Here is a 13,184-nt window from a genome sequence, read left to right as displayed (position 1 = left end):
CCTCATGACGAGTCCACTGGCCAGGCAGGCCCAGGTCGTTCGCGCCCTGGGCTCCGAATTCGTCGCGGCGATACTTTCGGCGGGTGAGCGGCATTTGCATCGCGCGCCTCGAACCGCCCGGCTGATCGATGACTGGCCGGGCGATCCGGCGGCGGACGCGGTGGCGATGCGCTTCAACGGCGCGCTGCACGCACTGGCGCGCCGCGGCGACTGTGCGGCGTTGACCGACCTCTATGCCGCACGGGCCGGGGATTTCGACCGGGTGATCGGCGGAGCGATGGCCGCCTTCGACGACTTCATCGCCGACTGGATGCGCGAACCGCCACAGACCAACGAGGTCGCCCGCAGCGCCGCGATCATGGCCGCGCTGATGACCCTGCGTGCAGAGGTCGACCTGCCGGTCGAACTGCTCGAACTGGGGGCAAGCGCCGGACTGAACCTCAATCTCGGCCGTTACGCCTTCGACCTGGGCGGGGTCCGGGTCGGCGATGCCGCGTCGCCGGTGCGGATCGCGCCCGACTGGCGCGGGCCGCCGCCGCTCGCTCGACCGGTCGAGGTCGCCGCTGCGCGCGGTGTCGACCTGCGGCCGTTACAGGTCGGCGACCCGGCGGCACGCGAACGGTTGATGGCCTATGTCTGGGCCGACCAGCCCGACCGTGCCGCGCGGCTGCACCATGCGCTTGCCATCGCCCGCGCGCATCCGCCCTTGGTGGAGCAGGGCGATATCGTCGACTGGCTGCCGCGCGAACTGTCCCGCCCGGCGGGTGCGCAGGTCTGCCGCGTGGTCGTCCACGCCATGTCGCTGCAATATTGCGGTGCCGCCACCCATGCGACCGTCGCTGCCGCGCTGGCCGCTGCCGAGACGCCGATCGCCCGCATCGGGTTCGAATGGACCGAGGCGCGCGACGCGGTGCATCTGACGCTTACGACCTATCCGGGTGGTCGCGCGCGCCATCTGGCGACGTGCCATGCCTATGGCCACTGGATCGAATGGCACGGCCCGACCAACGACGCGCGGGTGCCTTCGCTCAGCGCAGGATGATCGCGGCGCCATGTTTGTGCGCGCGGATTTCGTCCTCGCTCAGACCGTTGATCTCGTGCGGGAAGATCAGCCAGTCGTTCGTTTCATGTACGAAGAAGTCCGGCGCGAGGTCGGTCACGTTGCGTGACGGCTTGTAGTAGACGGTCGCGACCTTCAGCTCGGCCGGCAGGTCCGCACCGCATCGCTCGCTGAGTTCGCGCAGCACCGCGCGGATCGACCGCCCGGAATCGAACACATCGTCGATCAGCAACAGGCGATCGTCGCGCGTCAGCATATCGACCAGATAGCCCAGCCCATAGACGCGCACCTCCGCTTCCTGCCGGTCGATGCCGCTATAGGATGCGGTGCGGATCGCGATATGGTCGCTCTGCACGCCGCGATATTCCAGCAACTCCTGCACCGCGATGCCGACCGGCGCACCGCCGCGCCAGATGCCGACGATATAGGTCGGATGAAACCCGGCGTCGAACACCCGGTTGGCGAGGCGGAACGAATCCTCCAGCAAACGATCGGCGGACAGATAGACTTTGGCGCTCACGAAATTTCCATTGTGACGGGATGCGGACGACGCGGCCATCGCCGCGGATCGTCCGGGATATGGCGGAGGCGGCGGCACGCTGGCAATCATGGCTCCTAAAAAATGCAAATATGGAGATGGATTAAATCGTATAAATAAGCGGTTGTCCCGATCATATCCGCAAGTTAGGTCTGATCGGCACTGTTAAGGTGCGATTGGCGATGCTTTCGCGAAGGAGAGGAGCCCGCCCGAAGAGGCGGCACCGAGCGCTGTGCCGACCGGGACGTTCGTCCGGGCGGGCACCCGTGCCTTCGCCGTCGGTAGCGTTCCCCGTCGCATCCGGTGATGTCCCGCGCAGGGTTGCTGCGCAGACCAGACAACGATCGGGAGACGGACGATGGAAGCAACACGGCGGCAGATGATCGGTGGCAGCGTGGCGACCGTCGCGCTGGCCCCGGCCGCGGCGAAGGCGGTTTCGACCCTGCCCACCCCGACCGGCCCCGGTCGTGCGCTGACGGTGCCGGCACCCGCGCGCTTCACCCCCGACTGGCAGTCGCTGACCAGCGGATACAGCGTGCCCGACTGGTTCCGGGATGCGAAGTTCGGCATGTGGGCGCACTGGACCGCGCAATGCGTGCCCGAGGCAGGCGACTGGTATGCCCGCGAGATGTACCTGCCCGGATCGCGCGCCTATCACCATCACCTGAAACATTACGGCCATCCCGCTGATCGCGGGTTCATGGAAATCCAGAATCTGTGGAAGGCCGATCGCTGGGACCCCGCCCGGCTGCTCGACCTCTACAAGCGGGCGGGCATCAAATATTTCATGGCGCTGGCCAATCACCACGACAATCTCGACACCTGGCCGTCGCAATATCATCCATGGAACACGGCGCGCGTCGGCCCGCGCAAGGACATTGTCGGCACGTGGGAAAAGCTGGCGCGCGAGCGTGGGCTGCGCTTCGCGGTGTCCAATCACTCCGCCCATGCATGGCATTGGGGGCAGCCCGCCTATGGCTATGATCCCGAAGGACCGCGCGCCGGGCAGCGGTACGACGCCTACAAGCTGACCGGGGCGCAGGGGCGCGGCACATGGTGGGAGGGGCTGGACCCCCAGCAACTCTATGGCGGCCGGCACATGCCGATGCCGGACGGTATTCGCACCAACCGCGAGGCTGCCGAGTGGCACGAATCCACCGACCGGTTGTGGAACGAGGGGGTACCGACCGGCGATTTCGCACGCACCTGGCTGTTGCGCTGTCAGGACCTGGTCCGGACATATCGCCCCGACATGGTCTATTTCGACAATTTCGACCTGCCGCTGGAGCAATATGGGCTGGATTTCACCGCCTGGTATTACAACGAATCGATGAAATGGCATGGCGGTCGGCTGGAGGCGGTCGTCACTGCCAAGATGACGCCGCCGCAGCGCCGCATGGGGATCGTCGACGACGTCGAACGCGGCGGCAAGAGCTATATCGAGCGTTTCCCGTGGCAGACGGATACGTGCATCGGCGCATGGCACTATGATGCCGACCTGGCGGCGCGCAACGGATACAAGTCGGCGGCGACCGTCATCCATACGCTGTGCGACGTGGTGTCGAAGAACGGCAACCTGATGGTATCGGTGCCGATGCGGGGCGACGGTACGATCGACGAGAAGGAAGAACGGATCGTCACCGAGATCGGCGACTGGATGGGCCGGTATGGCGAGGCGATCTATGGCAGCCGGCCGTGGAAGATCAACGGCGAAGGCCCGACCGGGGGCGGAAGCGGCCTGTTTTCGGAAGGCGGCCCAGAATCGCGCTACACGGCGCGGGACGTGCGCTATGTCACCCGTGGCGGGAATCTCCATGCGCTGGTCATGGGATGGCCCGACGACAATGTCGCGCGCCTGACGCTGCTCGGCCGTCGGAACCCGACCATGTCGGGGGAGGTGACGCGGGTCACGCTGCCGGGGGATGCGACGCCGCTGTCGTTCCGCCGGACCGACGACGCGGTCGAGGTGACGTTGCCGGAGCGTGCGCGGCATCCGATCGGCGTGGCGCTCGTCCTGTCGGGCAACGGCGTCACGGCCTGAGACCCGGCTCCCGCTGGCAGGACGTTCTGGTACACCGATTGGCGATGATCGATTCGCACCTGCATTTCTGGTCGCTGGCGACGCCGGGCAATATGTGGCCGACCCCCGACGAAGCCGCGATCCACCGCGATTTCGGGCCTGGCGATCTGCACGTCGCTGCCCGCGACGTGCCGTTGAATGGGGCGGTGCTGGTCCAGTCCCAGCCGAACGATACCGACACCGACTGGATGCTCGCGCTGGCCGCGGACGAACCGCTGGTCCGGGCGGTCGTCGGCTGGGTCGATCTCGCCGATCCGGCGGTGCCCGGACGGATCGCGGCGCTCGCCGCCAATCCGCTGCTGCGTGGCCTGCGCCCGATGCTGCAGGGAATCGAGGATAGCGACTGGCTGCTGGGCGATGCCCTGACCCCGGCGATCCGGGCGATGATCGACCATGGCCTGCGTTTCGATGCGCTGGTCCAGCCGCGCCACCTGCCGATGCTGGCGCGCTTTGCGGCACGCTGGCCCGACCTGCCGATCGTCATCGACCATGCGGCAAAGCCTCCTGCTGCACGGGGCACGCTGGAGCCGTGGCGCTCGGACATCGCGCGGCTCGGGCAGGCGGGGGCCTATTGCAAGCTGTCCGGGCTGCGCACCGAACAGGCACCGGGCCAATCGTCCGACGACCTGTTTGCCTATGTCGATCACCTTGCCGCGACGTTCGGCGACCGGTTGATGTGGGGCAGCGACTGGCCGGTGCTGACGCTGTCGGGCGACGGCTATGGTCGCTGGCTGGCCGATGCCCGGCGGCTGGCCCAGAGGTGCGCACTGGACGAGGAGCGGCTGTTTTCGACCTGCGCCGCCGAATTCTACGGGCTTTGACGATCGGCCCCGTCGCGGCGGTTGCCGCTCCCGGACCTAGACGGAGGCGGATCAGCGCACGCATAGGTAGCGGGGGGCAGGCAGGTTGCGATAGCTGAACGCGAGTGATGCGCTGCTGCGATATTCGCTGGATGCCCCGTGAGGATTCGAACCTCAATTAACGGAGTCAGAGTCCGTGGTCTTACCTTTAGACGACAGGGCAGCGTCGCAGCGAGGGCGGTCGGATAGGGCGACTGTCCGGGCATGTCAACGCCGAATCGCTCGTTTCGTCGCAACGCCTTGTCGGACAGGGTCGCCTTCGCTAGGTTGATGTCCAAGCACCGAGCGGCGTTCGGCCGTGACGGATAGAACATAAGTGAGTGACGGCATGGGGGATCTCTCCGCCCGGTTGCCGCACCGGGGGGCGCGTGGCGCTCCTCGAAAGGCAGCCTCTTCGCCGGCGCGGCCGCGCTGGCCGGGCGCGCGTCATTACGCCGCGCTCGATCTTGGCACCAACAACTGCCGGCTGCTGATCGCCCGGCCGCAGGGTGACGGCTTTGCCGTGGTCGATGCCTTTTCGCGCATCGTCCGGCTGGGCGAGGGGCTGGCGGCGACCGGCCGCCTGTCCGACGCCGCGATGGACCGCACCGTCGCCGCGCTGAAGATTTGTGCCGAAAAGCTGAAGCGCCGCGACGTGACGCTCGCCCGGTCGGTCGCGACCGAGGCATGCCGCCGCGCCAGCAACGGCCCGGCCTTCGTCGAACGGGTGTTGGCGGAAACCGGCATCCACCTCGACATCATCACGGCGGAGGAGGAAGCCCGGCTGGCGGTGCTGGGCTGTCACGCGCTGCTGGAGCCGGGTGACGGGCCGGCATTGGTGTTCGATATCGGCGGCGGGTCGACCGAACTGGTGCTGCTCGACGCGTCTGGGCCGGTGCCGCGCGTGCTCGACTGGCATTCCGCGCCGTGGGGCGTGGTATCGCTGACCGAGAGCCTGGGCGCGGGCAGGGAAGCGCCGATGGCGTCGGGCGCCTATGCCCGGATGCGCGCCTGCGTGACGGAGAGCTTCGCGCCCTTTGCCAAGCGCCTGCCCCGGACCGACGAGCCGCGCCGGCTGCTCGGCACCAGCGGTACGGTGACGACGCTGGCGAGCGTCCATCTCGGCCTCGCCTCCTATGACCGGTCGCAGATCGACGGGCTGATCGTGCCGGCCGAATCGATGCTGGCGGTCAGCCAGCGGCTGGCGGGCATGAGCCTGGCCGAACGCGGCACCGTGCCGTGCATCGGCAGCGAGCGCGCCGATCTGGTCGTCGCGGGCTGTGCGATTCTGGAAACGATTCTGGCGCTCTGGCCCGCCGAACGGCTAGGGGTCGCCGACCGTGGGATTCGCGAAGGAATCCTGCGCCGATTGATGGCAGGAACCCGATGACCCGCGGAAGCCCCCCCGGACGCCAACGTGTACGCACCGCGCGCTCGCGCTCGGCCCAGTCGACGCGCTGGCTCGAACGCCAGTTGAACGACCCCTATGTCAAGAAAGCTCGCGCGGAAGGCTATCGCAGCCGGGCGGCGTACAAGCTGATCGAGCTGGACGAACGTTTCAAGCTGCTCCGCGGCGTCAAGCGCGTCGTCGATCTGGGCATTGCGCCCGGCGGCTGGACGCAGGTCGTGCGCAAGGTACGGCCGGACTGCACCGTGGTCGGCATCGACCTGTTGCCGGTCGATCCGATCGACGGGGTGACGATCCTGCAGATGGACTTCCTTGCCGACCATGCGCCCGACCGGTTGCGCGAGGAGCTGGGTGGCGAGGCGGATCTGGTCCTGTCGGACATGGCGGCCAACACCGTCGGCCATCCGCAGACCGATCACCTGCGCACCATGGCGCTGGTCGAGGCGGCCGTCATGTTCGCCTGCGAAGTGCTGCGTCCCGGCGGCGATTTCGTGGCGAAGGTGCTGGCGGGCGGCGCCGACAACGAACTGGTCGCCGAACTGAAGCGCAATTTCCAGGCGGTAAAGCACGCCAAGCCGCCGGCGAGCCGCAAGGATTCGTCCGAATGGTATGTCATCGCCACCAACTTCAAGGGGCGGCGGGATGCGCCTTCCACCGGTTTGGAGCCGGCCGAAACGGACGACGACGACACGCTATAGCTTGCCGCACATCGCGCCCGACCCTTCCCTTCGTCACTCCCGCGCAGGCGGGAGTCCATATACGCAACGCTCGTGTATCTGGCTGAAACCTCAGCGCATATGGATTCCCGCCTTCGCGGGAATGACGAAGAGGGGGTGCCTCTTACGGAATGATGCGATCCGCGCGCAGCCGTTCGAACAGGGCGAAGAACGCATCGTCGGTCGCGCGATAGCCGGTGAAGCCCAGCCGGCGGCTTTTCGACATGTCGGTCACCACTTCGATCGGGCGGCCGAGATCGGCGTCGGTGTGCCAGGGCGATGCCAGCCGGTCGAGGTCGCCCTCGACCAGTCCATGCTTCGCCGCGATCTCTACCCAGCGCGAGGCGTCGTCCGCCATCTGCCGTTCCAGCGGGCGGGGCGTGCCGTCGAACGGCGCGGCCTCAATGCCGAACCACTGCGCGATCCGTCCCCACATCCATTGCCAGCGAAAGACGTCGCCGTTGACGACGTTGAACGCCTCGTCATGCGCCGCCGGGGTTTCCGCCGCCCATAGCAGCTGTTCGGCCAGCAGTCCGGCATCGGTCATGTCGGTCAGGCCATGCCACTGCGCCGCCGATCCGGGGAAGGCGAACGGCCGCCCGGTTTCGCGGCACAATGTCGCATAGACGGCCAGTGTCGTGCCCATGTTCATCGCATTGCCGACCGCCTTGCCGATCACGGTATGCGGGCGGTGGACGCTCCAGGTCGAACCGTCGCGCGCGGCGGCGGCGAACAGCTCGTCCTCCTGCGCATAATAGAAGTTGGCCACCGGCAGTCGCCCCTGTTCCTCGCGGAACGGCGTCTGCGGCAGGCTGCCCTGTCCGTACGCTTCGAAGGGTCCCAGATAATGTTTGAGCCCGGTCACCAGCGCCACATGGCGGGCGCGGTCGGCGGCGGGCAGGGCGGCCAGCAGGTTGCGGACCATCGCCGCGTTGACCCGGATATTCTCCGCCTCGCTGTCCTGCCGCAACCAGGTGGTGATGAACACCGCATCGGCCTGTACTCCGGCCAGCGCGCCCCGCGTCGCGTCCGCATCCAGCAGGTCGGCGGCCAGCGGCTGCACGCCCTGCTGCGCCACCGGCCGGCGGGCAAGGCCATGGACGGTCCAGCCCTGCCGCACCAGCAGGTCGGCGGTCGCGCTGCCGATGATGCCGCTCGCCCCCGCCACGATTGCCGTCTTTCCCGCCATGTCCGTTCCTTTCCTTTGTCGAAACGGGCAGTTAGGAAGCGGGCCACGCCGCCGAAAGACGGCACCCTCTCCACCCCCAGGCACCTAAAGGTACCCATGCGACCCGGATCGGACGAGGCGGAATGGCGGGAGGATTGCGCGCCGCGCCGCGTGCTGTCGCTGTTCGCGACCAAATGGACCAGCATGGTGCTGCACACGCTGCATGCCCGCCATGGCGGCACCGCGCGCACCGGCGTGTTGCTGCGCAGCCTGCCCGGTATCTCCAAGAAGATGCTGACCCAGACGCTGCGCGAGATGGAGGAGATCGGCCTGATCGCGCGTGACGTGCTCGCGGTGATGCCGCCCGCGGTCGAATATCGCCTGACGGAGCTGGGCTGCCGGTTCGTGGAGCCGGTGAACCTGCTCTATGACTGGGGGCGGGCGAACGCCGATGCGCTGGATGCGTTGGGCAGCCGGCCGGGCGCGCGGCGGGGGTGAGCCATAATCGTCATTCCCGCGAAGGCGGGATTCCATAGACACTGCCGTGGCGGAGCGATCAGCAGCGCCAGCGTCAATGGACTCCCGCCTGCGCGGGAGTGACGAACCCGGCTGACGGCTAACCCATCGCTCGCCCGCTCGAAACGAAAAGGGCGGCCCCGCAGGACCGCCCTCTCGAACTCAAAACGACCGACCGGCCTCAGCCGTCATAGTCGCCACCGACATTCTGGTTGCGCGGGGGTGCGGCGGCGGTGAGGCGCAGCGCCTCTGCCGATGCGGCCAGCGAACCCAGTTCGTCCGGTGCTTCCTCGTCGTCGATCTGCACCTTCTGCATCGAAGTGATGACCGATTCGCGCAGATGGTCGGGGGTGATGTTCTCCTCGGCGATTTCGCGCAGGGCGACGACCGGGTTCTTGTCACGGTCGCGATCGAGCGTGAGTTCGGCACCGCCCGAAATCTGGCGGGCGCGCTGGGCAGCCATCAACACCAGGTCGAAACGGTTGGGGATCTTGTCGACGCAATCCTCGACGGTGACGCGCGCCATGAAACGCCTTCCTTGCAAAACGGAGGGTATCGGAAAGCACGCTGCCTACGCACGCACGCCCGGAAAGTCAATGAAACTTGGGGAAGCGACAGCCGTTACGCCATGGCAACGGATGGGAGAGGGCATGAACGCAGCGACCGAGCCGACCTTCACCGTCGCCGGCAACCGGCTCACGCTGTTGACGGAGGGGCCCGAACGGCTGTCGGCGCTGCTCGCGCTGATCGACGGCGCGCGCCATTCGCTGCGGTTCCTGTTCTATATCTGGGAAGAGGACGATGCCGGCACGCGGGTGCGCGACGCGCTGGTCGCCGCGGCGACGCGCGGGGTACGGGTGGCGCTGATCGTCGACGGGCTGGGCGCGGAGGCGGCGGCCAGTCGCCGCTTCTTCGAACCGCTCCGCGCGGCCGGGGGCGATGTCTGCGTGTTCGTGCCGCGCATCGGCCGGCGCTATCTGCTGCGCAATCACCAGAAGCTGGCGCTGGCCGACGATGCCCGCGTCATTGTCGGCGGCTTCAATATCGAGGACGCCTATTTTGGCACGGTCGAGGATCAGGCATGGCGCGACCTGGGGCTGATCGTCGAAGGGCCGGCCGCCGGGCGATTGGCGGGCTATTTCGACGCGCTGAAGGCGTGGACGGCGCTGCCCGGTGCCCCATTGCGCAGATTGTCGAAGCTGTTGCGCGACTGGAGCGAGGATAGCGGGCCGATCCGCTGGTTGCTGGGCGGGCCGTCGCGGCGGCTGTCCCCCTGGGCGCGGATGGTGAAGCACGAGATTCGCCATAGCGAGCGGATCGACATGATCGCGGCCTATTTCGCGCCCGGCCCGCTGATGACCCGGCGGCTGGACCATGCCGCGCGACGGACCCGACTGCGCATCGTCGTGCCGGCCAAGACCGACCATGCCATCGCCCTGCTGGCGGCGCGCTTCACCTATCGCGGGCTGCTGCGCCACGGGGCCGAGCTGTATGAATATCGCCCGACCAAGCTGCATACCAAATTGTTCGTCGCCGACGACGCCGTGCATATCGGGTCGGCCAATTTCGATATGCGGTCGATGTTCCTGAACATGGAACTGATGCTGCGGGTGGAGGACGCCGCCTTCGCAGCGCATCTGCGCGCCTATATGGACCGCGAGGTCGCCGAGTCGCAGCGGGTGACGCGCGAGCTGAACCGGGCGCGATCGGGCTGGTGGACGCGGGTGAAGCAGGCCGGGGCCTATTTCGTGATGGCGGTGCTCGACCCGGAAATCACCGTGTGGCTCAACCGCGACTGAAGCCGCTTGAGGTAAGCGCGGCGCTGGTCCATCGCTTGCGGCCATGGATATCCCCACGCTTTATGCCCAATTCATTCAGGCCATTGGCGACGGCACCGGCATGGCCGACAGCCTGTTGCACGTTCATGCCGGCATGGCGGTGCTGCTGATCACGCGCGTCGTGACGGGGCGTCGACTGTCGACACCGATCCCGCTGGCGATGGTGGCGCTGGCCGAACTGGCCAATGAAGTCCTCGACCGTCTGCATTACGGGTCATGGCGCTGGGACGACACGCTGCTCGACATCCTCAACACGATGTTCTGGCCGACGATGCTGTTCCTCGGCCTGCGCCTGCGCAACCGGTTCGAACTGCGCGAGAAGGCAGCGGAGGAACAGCCGGCGATCCGAAGGGGTTGATGCGGGAAAGGAGCCTTTCCCCATGACCGACACCCCTACGCATCCCAAGGTCGATCCGGAGCGGACCGAGCCGCAGAACGCTTTCGACAACCCGACCGGCTATTCGGGCCAGGAATATGACCGCGACCGTGCGGCGCGGCAGGAAGCTGCCGAGGCGCGCCCGCCCGCTACCGTCCATGCCGATGACGGCCGCGAAATCCCGCCCGAGGCCGGCCACCGCGCGTCGATCGGCCCCAATGGCGAGGTCCATGGCAGCGGCGCCAATGCCGGTGGCGGCGGGCAGGGCGAGAATTTCGACGACGACGCGCCGGGCGAAGGTGCGGGCGTGCCGCCGACGGAACGCGCACCGGATCGGTAATGCTTCCTCGTCATTCTCCGCCTGCGCGGGGAATGACGAATTTGGCGGTTGATCAGCCCTTCGCCTCGCCGATCAGCTTCGCGGCATCCGCCCCGGCCCAGTCCATGCCGCCGGTCACGCGCCACACTTCCTTGCCGCCCGCGTCATACAGGATCGTCGTCGGCAGGCTGACCCCCATGCCGGTCGAGAATTGCAGGTCGGGATCGCGATAGGCGACGAGGTTCGCCAGCTTGCGCTCGGTCAGAAACGGCTGGACCTTCCCCGGCTCCATGTCCTGCGACACGGTCAGGACGTGCAGCGACGCCTTATCCCGCACCGCCAGCGCATCCAGCGTCGGCATTTCCCGCACGCACGGCGCGCACCACGTCGCCCACAGGTTCAGCAACACCGGCTTGCCCCGGAAATCGGCCAGCGTCACCGGCTTTCCCGCGCCGTCCTGAAACTTGTAGGCGGGCATCGCCTCGCCCTTGTGGCTGCGGTCGACCTTCGCCACCGCTTCCGGTGCGGCGTCGTTGGCAGGCGCGTCGACGTCCGGCACGGTGCCGTCGCCTTCCGCGGCGGCTTGCTCCGGCGCGGCGGCTCGCTTATCGCAAGCGCCGACGAACAGGCTCAGTCCAAGGAGAAGCGCGATTACCGGGCGCATGGAAGGCTCCAACAGCATGTGGGGCGGGCGCTTTGCCGAAGGCCCGTCCGCGGTGATGCGTGAGATAAACGCCTCGATCCCCTTCGACAAGCGGATGTGGCGACAGGATATCGCCGGGTCCAGGGCGCACGCAACGATGCTGGGCGCGCAGGGCATCGTCGACCCGGCCGATGTGGCGAAGATTCTCGACGGGCTGGATGCGGTCGCGGCGGACTATGCCGAACAGGGCGTGCCCGACGACCTGACGCTCGAAGACATCCATATGCTGACCGAGGCGCGGCTGGCCGAAAAGATCGGTCCCGTCGCCGGACGGCTGCACACGGCCCGCTCGCGCAACGACCAGGTTGCGACCGATTTCCGCCTGTGGACTCGCGATGCGATCGATGCGGTCGACGCCGCGCTCGGCCAGTTGCAGGCGGCGCTGCTGAACCGGGCGGAGGAACATGCCGCGACGGTCATGCCGGGCTTCACCCATCTGCAGGTCGCGCAGCCGGTGACGCTGGGCCATCACCTGATGGCCTATCACACGATGATCGCGCGCGACCGGGGTCGCTTCGCCGATGCCCGCGCGCGGCTGAACTACAACCCGCTGGGATCGGCGGCGCTGGCCGGGACCGGCTTCCCGCTCGACCGGCACGCGACGGCAAAGGCGCTGGGCTTTGCCGGGCCGACGGTCAATTCGCTCGATTCGGTGTCCGACCGCGACTTCGCGATCGAATATCTGACCGCCGCGGTGCAATGTTCGCTGCACCTGTCGCGCCTCGCCGAAGAGTTCGTGATCTGGGCGTCGCAGATGTTCGGCTTCGTCTCGCTGTCTGACCAATGGTCGACCGGCAGCTCGATCATGCCGCAGAAGCGCAATCCCGACGCCGCCGAACTGGTGCGCGGGCATAGCGGGCGGATCATGGGCTGCATGACGTCGCTGATGGTGACGATGAAGGGCCTGCCGCTGGCCTATTCGAAGGACATGCAGGACGACAAGCCGCCGGTGTTCGAGGCGACCGACCTGCTGGCGCTGTCGATCGCGGCGATGACCGGCATGGTCGAAAGCGCGACCTTCCGCCCCGACCGGATGCGCGCGGCGGCCGAAACCGGCTTTTCGACCGCGACCGACCTTGCCGACTGGCTGGTGCGCGAAGCGGGCGTGCCGTTCCGCGAGGCGCACCACATCACCGGCCGCGCGGTGAAGCTGGCGGAGGAAAAGGGCGTGCGACTCGATGGGCTGACCCTCGACGACCTGACCGGCATCGACGCGCGCATCCATGGCGGCATCTTCGACGTGCTGAGCGTCGACGCCTCGGTCGCCAGCCGCAAGAGCTTCGGCGGCACCGCGCCCGAACGGGTGCGCGAAGCCATCGCCACCGCGCGGGGGCAGTGATGCGGGCGCTCGCCCTGCTCGGCATCGCGCTGGCACTGGCCGGGTGCGGCCAGCGCCGCGACCTGCGTCCGCAGGAGAACGCATCGCTGCCGCCCGCACCCTATGGCGCGACCGCGACGCCCACTTCCGGCGAACTGCTCGACCCGACGACGCAGCAGCGCCCCTCGCGCAGCGACGAACTGCTGACCGAATCGAAGGCGCGCGGCGACGACCCCTTCGCCCTGCCGCCGCGCTGAGGGTCGCCAAAGCCTGCGTCTATGGATTCCCGCCTGTGCGGGAATGAC

Annotated in this window: 15 protein-coding genes and 1 tRNA gene; 11 read left to right on the top strand and 5 right to left on the bottom strand. The window is 67.7% G+C overall.

Translation table 11 applies throughout. From position 1 onward, the window contains the following. Positions 1-4 precede the first annotated feature (4 nt). Positions 5-1,042, top strand: coding sequence for a DUF2332 domain-containing protein (locus MF609_RS08835; protein ID WP_242415933.1), 1,038 nt, complete (start codon positions 5-7; stop codon positions 1,040-1,042). Here MF609_RS08835 and MF609_RS08830 read toward each other — a convergent pair. Then, a complete protein-coding gene (locus MF609_RS08830; RefSeq protein WP_277991134.1) occupies positions 1,029-1,619 on the bottom strand; it encodes a phosphoribosyltransferase in 591 nt (196 codons plus the stop codon). The two genes, MF609_RS08835 and MF609_RS08830, sit on opposite strands and share 14 nt — an antisense overlap. 337 nt (positions 1,620-1,956) lie before the next feature. Between MF609_RS08830 and MF609_RS08825 the strand changes: the two genes are divergently transcribed. After that, positions 1,957-3,639, top strand: coding sequence for an alpha-L-fucosidase (locus tag MF609_RS08825; RefSeq protein ID WP_242415931.1), 1,683 nt, complete (start codon positions 1,957-1,959; stop codon positions 3,637-3,639). Positions 3,640-3,683: 44 nt separating this feature from the next. Then, complete coding sequence (locus MF609_RS08820; RefSeq protein ID WP_242415930.1) at positions 3,684-4,499, top strand: amidohydrolase family protein; 816 nt, start codon at positions 3,684-3,686, stop codon at positions 4,497-4,499. A 128-nt stretch (positions 4,500-4,627) separates the two neighbouring features. Here the strand turns inward: MF609_RS08820 and MF609_RS08815 are convergent. Beyond that, a tRNA-Gln gene (locus MF609_RS08815) sits at positions 4,628-4,701 on the bottom strand. 165 nt (positions 4,702-4,866) lie between these two features. On the opposite strand from MF609_RS08815, the gene MF609_RS08810 reads away from it, so the two are divergent. Both MF609_RS08810 and MF609_RS08805 read left to right on the top strand, forming a co-directional pair. After that, positions 4,867-5,907, top strand: a complete 1,041-nt coding sequence (locus MF609_RS08810; protein WP_242415929.1) for a Ppx/GppA phosphatase family protein — start codon at positions 4,867-4,869, stop codon at positions 5,905-5,907. Then, positions 5,904-6,623 carry an RlmE family RNA methyltransferase gene (locus MF609_RS08805; protein WP_242415928.1) on the top strand — a complete coding sequence of 240 codons (720 nt, stop codon included), beginning with the start codon at positions 5,904-5,906 and terminating at the stop codon, positions 6,621-6,623. The genes MF609_RS08810 and MF609_RS08805 overlap by 4 nt, the downstream gene beginning before the upstream one ends. Positions 6,624-6,765: 142 nt before the next feature. Here the strand turns inward: MF609_RS08805 and MF609_RS08800 are convergent, their stop codons facing one another. Continuing rightward, on the bottom strand, positions 6,766-7,830 hold the full coding sequence (locus tag MF609_RS08800) for an SDR family oxidoreductase (protein ID WP_242415927.1): 1,065 nt from the start codon (positions 7,828-7,830) through the stop codon (positions 6,766-6,768). Positions 7,831-7,926: 96 nt separating this feature from the next. Between MF609_RS08800 and MF609_RS08795 the strand changes: the two genes are divergently transcribed. Then, positions 7,927-8,307, top strand: coding sequence for a winged helix-turn-helix transcriptional regulator (locus MF609_RS08795; RefSeq protein ID WP_242415926.1), 381 nt, complete (start codon positions 7,927-7,929; stop codon positions 8,305-8,307). Positions 8,308-8,506: 199 nt separating this feature from the next. Here MF609_RS08795 and rpoZ read toward each other — a convergent pair whose 3' ends face one another. Next, entirely contained in the window at positions 8,507-8,851 is a 345-nt protein-coding gene (gene rpoZ / locus MF609_RS08790) for a DNA-directed RNA polymerase subunit omega (protein WP_055758348.1), read from the bottom strand. A gap of 124 nt (positions 8,852-8,975) precedes the next feature. Here rpoZ and MF609_RS08785 point away from each other — a divergent pair, with 124 nt between their 5' ends. The 3 genes from MF609_RS08785 to MF609_RS08775 are packed head-to-tail and all read left to right on the top strand — an operon-like array spanning position 8,976 to position 10,879. Beyond that, positions 8,976-10,124 carry a phospholipase D-like domain-containing protein gene (locus MF609_RS08785; protein ID WP_242415925.1) on the top strand — a complete coding sequence of 383 codons (1,149 nt, stop codon included), beginning with the start codon at positions 8,976-8,978 and terminating at the stop codon, positions 10,122-10,124. A gap of 43 nt (positions 10,125-10,167) precedes the next feature. Beyond that, positions 10,168-10,521, top strand: a complete 354-nt coding sequence (locus tag MF609_RS08780; protein WP_242415924.1) for a hypothetical protein — start codon at positions 10,168-10,170, stop codon at positions 10,519-10,521. 22 nt (positions 10,522-10,543) lie between these two features. Then, entirely contained in the window at positions 10,544-10,879 is a 336-nt protein-coding gene (locus tag MF609_RS08775) for a hypothetical protein (RefSeq protein WP_242415923.1), read from the top strand. A 52-nt stretch (positions 10,880-10,931) separates the two neighbouring features. Here MF609_RS08775 and MF609_RS08770 read toward each other — a convergent pair whose 3' ends face one another. After that, positions 10,932-11,522, bottom strand: a complete 591-nt coding sequence (locus tag MF609_RS08770) for a TlpA family protein disulfide reductase (protein ID WP_242415922.1) — start codon at positions 11,520-11,522, stop codon at positions 10,932-10,934. A gap of 16 nt (positions 11,523-11,538) precedes the next feature. Here MF609_RS08770 and argH point away from each other — a divergent pair, with 16 nt between their 5' ends. Further along, positions 11,539-12,900, top strand: a complete 1,362-nt coding sequence (gene argH, locus MF609_RS08765) for an argininosuccinate lyase (RefSeq protein WP_242416018.1) — start codon at positions 11,539-11,541, stop codon at positions 12,898-12,900. Next, positions 12,900-13,136 carry a hypothetical protein gene (locus MF609_RS08760; protein ID WP_242415921.1) on the top strand — a complete coding sequence of 79 codons (237 nt, stop codon included), beginning with the start codon at positions 12,900-12,902 and terminating at the stop codon, positions 13,134-13,136. Before argH ends, MF609_RS08760 begins: the two co-directional genes overlap by 1 nt. Positions 13,137-13,184 lie beyond the last annotated feature (48 nt).

It is taken from the genome of Sphingomonas panni, from assembly GCF_022664435.1.
Classification (GTDB): Bacteria; Pseudomonadota; Alphaproteobacteria; order Sphingomonadales; family Sphingomonadaceae; genus Sphingomonas; species Sphingomonas panni.
This window is presented reverse-complemented; position numbering and strand designations above follow the sequence as displayed.